This is a genomic window from Enterobacter sp. HMSC16D10 (assembly GCF_001807145.1).
GTDB lineage: Bacteria > Pseudomonadota > Gammaproteobacteria > Enterobacterales > Enterobacteriaceae > Enterobacter > Enterobacter roggenkampii.
Window position 1 is genome coordinate 1 of the sequence record NZ_KV787898.1, and the last position, 3442, is coordinate 3442.

Here is a 3442-nt window from a genome sequence, read left to right on the forward strand (position 1 = left end):
GCCCTGATACCTACGGTGTGGCTGCAGCACTTCACCATGAAGCGATCCTTGCTCTCATGGATGAGATTGAAAGGCTTAAAGCACAGGTCGATAATTTGTTATTGGCTCAGTAATATATTCATAAGCCGGTAGCGGATTATTCAGCTCCCGGCCTGCATCGCCTCAACTTTTCCCGTTAGTTCTTCGATTTTACTCATCAACATGAGAATGGCTTCGTGGTGAAGAGCTGCAGCTACATCACCAGGTGATAGTGCTAATGGTTTCTCTATCACTTGTCCATCTACTGTCAAAGAACCCTCCCGGGAATGTGATACAGCTTCAGGGAACACCTCCTGCACCTCCTGGGCCACAAAGCCAATCCCAAAAGAGCCTTTCATCTGGTCATCTTTCCGCACCCAGGTATAACCACGTATTTTTTTCATTTTCTCAAATACGTCTTCAATTGGGGTGAGTTTATCTTTTATTCGGCGATCGGAGTTATTTACCCATGCCGCGGCAGCGTAAGCATTTCCGCTTGAATGGTCAAAGTACCAGTCTTTAAATGTCGACGTATCCCATACACGCAGAAATCCATATCGGGTATTCCCAGCCATCTGAGTAAACATGTGAAACTGTGAAAGGGCAGATCCGCCAGAGTTTTGAAGAACTGACTCAAGCTCGCCACCGGACGCGGGGTTGGAATCAGAAGTTCTTTTAGCAATCACAGCTCCTGTGATCCCCCCTCCCGTTTTACCTTCAAGAGTGTTGAGCCGATTGTCATTCCCAGCGGCGACCGTTCCCGCCGCTGATCCAACGTCCCTGGTAGCGCTGTTTCCTAAACCGAGGTTTATGCGAGCGCCTGATTCGGTTGTCGATCCGGTACCGCCCTGGTTAACAGGTACGGCCCCGCCGCTCTTAGTCGCCATATTGTCAGACAGATATTTCCATGACGGGCCGGTGAAGGTAGTGCCGTCTGGCAGCTTCACTGTGATGTTTCCGGCGGCGCTGTATACTTGCTGCCAGTTCTGTTTGTCGTAATTCAGTCCACGCAGCGCTTCTGCACTTTGTGCCACCAGCGCGGCAGTTACCATGTTCAGCGCAACGCGGGGGACGGCTGACCAAGCAGCGCCGGATTGCGTTGGCCCGGTAAAGTTGCTGACCAGCGTCACCTGGGTGTTACTGTCGACCGTTTTCACCGGCAGCGTGTAGGGCACACCGCCCACAGTCGAAACAATGAAATCACCTGCGGCGAGTTCGGTTGCGAATGAGGTTCCGGCACCGCCAACAACAGCGGACCCATTTGTCAGGTTGATAGTTCCTGCAGACATATGCGCTCCTTTCGGGCAATAAAAAACCCCGCCAGAGCGAGGTCAAATTTTTGAGGATAAAAACCCTTTTGTGTTTGAGAAAAAACACATCTTTAGATTAAAATTCACCCATAACAACAAAAGGGAATTACATGAAAACTCGTATTCTAATCACAGCTATTACATTACTTATGTTTGGCTGCTCTGGTCATGAAAGAGAATATAATTTCAAAATGGATTACCCAGTAGATGCGGCACGCCTATCACTTGGTGGTGATATTCACGTCAACATCGACTGCGTTAAAAGGGAAGTTAACGTTATTTCCGATAGCAGCAATGGTATTTTTAGCCGTCATATTAATAAGCGGCTGAGTAATATTTGCTATAAGAAAGCAGATAAATTTAATGTCGTGTACCGATTCGAGCCATCAAAGGGGGTTAAGCAAAACATGATCGCCACGCATTACCCCCGCGTTCCACCTGCATCAAATACCGACAAACTGAGCGATGGGGATTCGTAACCCACGCCCCTGAAGTGTCTGGCTCCAGCTGCGCTGATTTTTTGAGATGTATCGGCCCTGCAGTTGCGAGCCAGTCCACTTCAGAGCAATGCCTGAGTAACCTGTTACTCCTCCATCATCACTGAGGTTTCCGGGGCAGTTATTCACAAGAATCCACGGGGTAAAGCTAAGGTTTAACGCAAAGGTATTGTTCTGAAGGTCATAGTTTGCCGGGACATCAAAGAAGCCAACAACCCGGGGCATTTTCGATGCTGATGCTGCGCTCCAGATGAGGTTCCCGGCACCATCGAAAACATCCAGGTAACCGCTCTGCATTCCGATGTTTCTCGTCGTGCGGATCATGCTGCCTGCATTGTCTTCAAGAAGCTCAGCTCCGGGTAAACCATACTTGTTTACGTCCAGTTTAAGCCACCGCAAGGTTCCGTCATTCCAGAATTGTTGCTGGGTGAAACCGAGCGTACTTCCGTCACCGAACGGGCTATCCACGCGGTAAAACCCTTTATCGTTAACAGCACCCAGCGAGCGTTGATCATAAAAAAGGGTGGACCTGTTTTGAGAGTCAACAAGCAACTTTCCGTCACTGTTGTAAACTTCGAAACCGCTCATTGAAAGTTATAAACCTCAACTGTTAAAGTGAATGCAGGACTGCCAGTGATCGGTAAATAGAATGCAGTGAAGCCGCCATTAAAAGCGCGGCAATAATATTCATTCGCAGTTACCCCCGTCGTTACAATCGTTATAAATGAGCCATCCTGAGTTATACCCGAAAAGTAAACGTCTTTAACCGTTTCTCCGGCTGCAAACGTTACAGAAGTGCTCCCTATATACCTGATTGCATAATCAGTAAGATCTACAGCAATACGCCCTGCACTATCCCAGCATTGCAAACCTTGTGGCATTACCATAACCCCATTCTGACGCGCAGCACGTTGTTGCTGTCGTAAATCTGAATAAGGGTGCTGGATATCAGCATTCTTCCCCCTCCAGCTACGCCGTTAATTTCGAACGTCCCGCTTTTATCAATTCGCCATCCCTGCGCCCCTGCAACATAATTGTTGGACTGGATAAAGTTACCGATTTTGGCATTGGTGATCGTGCCATCCTGAATAAACGCTGAGCTGATAAAGACCTGTCCATTAACCACAGCGAACGGCGAATACTGGGTATCGCCACTGCCACTCATCAGCACGAACTGGTTAGCGTTGAAACCTACTCGGGTAACAATCGGCTGCCCTGCCTGCGCCAGAACGGCAATCGACATCCCGGCGTTATACATGATGCCGTTTATCCTCACGCCTGTTTTGAGGGTGTAGATAGCCGAAGCGCCAGAGGCATCAACGACGGCGGTAAGTTTGTCCTCCAGTGCTGCAGTAACATCATCAATCTGCGCCTGCACCTGCGTTGACAGTTCGGCCATTGCATTATCAACTTCAGCAATCGTCGTTTTAACCACCAGAATATCGGCACGCACTTCCCCGTATTGTGCCCACTGGTGCTCAACTGTTCCGTGGTTCGCCAGGGCGTTCTGCAGTATTCCCTCAATGTTGGTATCGATGTCACCGGTGAGGCGTTCCCCGTCGGCAGATGTTAGGAAATCGTCTGCGATATCACCCAGATAATCATCGGCGTTATCGT

5 protein-coding genes are annotated in these 3442 nt (G+C 49.1%); 1 reads left to right on the forward strand and 4 read right to left on the reverse strand.

The genetic code is table 11. The features are described from left to right. Positions 1-140: 140 nt before the first annotated feature. Complete coding sequence (locus HMPREF3143_RS18300) at positions 141-1307, reverse strand: tail fiber domain-containing protein (protein ID WP_070533957.1); 1167 nt, start codon at positions 1305-1307, stop codon at positions 141-143. 131 nt (positions 1308-1438) lie between these two features. Here HMPREF3143_RS18300 and HMPREF3143_RS25800 point away from each other — a divergent pair, with 131 nt between their 5' ends. Further along, on the forward strand, positions 1439-1807 hold the full coding sequence (locus HMPREF3143_RS25800; RefSeq protein WP_127913812.1) for a hypothetical protein: 369 nt from the start codon (positions 1439-1441) through the stop codon (positions 1805-1807). Here HMPREF3143_RS25800 and HMPREF3143_RS18305 read toward each other — a convergent pair. The 3 genes from HMPREF3143_RS18305 to HMPREF3143_RS18310 form a co-directional block, all read right to left on the reverse strand. Continuing rightward, on the reverse strand, positions 1772-2413 hold the full coding sequence (locus HMPREF3143_RS18305) for a hypothetical protein (RefSeq protein WP_045336279.1): 642 nt from the start codon (positions 2411-2413) through the stop codon (positions 1772-1774). The two genes, HMPREF3143_RS25800 and HMPREF3143_RS18305, sit on opposite strands and share 36 nt — an antisense overlap. Continuing rightward, positions 2410-2712, reverse strand: a complete 303-nt coding sequence (locus tag HMPREF3143_RS25130; RefSeq protein ID WP_045336281.1) for a hypothetical protein — start codon at positions 2710-2712, stop codon at positions 2410-2412. The genes HMPREF3143_RS18305 and HMPREF3143_RS25130 overlap by 4 nt, the downstream gene beginning before the upstream one ends. After that, a partial coding sequence (locus HMPREF3143_RS18310; protein ID WP_139145878.1) for a DUF1983 domain-containing protein occupies positions 2706-3442 on the reverse strand: 737 nt, incomplete at its 5' end. The genes HMPREF3143_RS25130 and HMPREF3143_RS18310, both read right to left, overlap by 7 nt.

Bases quoted from the DNA above. Each gene is read 5' to 3' on its own strand.
- HMPREF3143_RS25800 (WP_127913812.1), top strand. From the start codon at position 1,439: ATGAAAACTCGTATTCTAATCACAGCTATTACATTACTTATGTTTGGC.
- HMPREF3143_RS18305 (WP_045336279.1), bottom strand. From the start codon at position 2,413: ATGAGCGGTTTCGAAGTTTACAACAGTGACGGAAAGTTGCTTGTTGAC.
- HMPREF3143_RS18300 (WP_070533957.1), bottom strand. From the start codon at position 1,307: ATGTCTGCAGGAACTATCAACCTGACAAATGGGTCCGCTGTTGTTGGC.
- HMPREF3143_RS25130 (WP_045336281.1), bottom strand. From the start codon at position 2,712: ATGGTAATGCCACAAGGTTTGCAATGCTGGGATAGTGCAGGGCGTATT.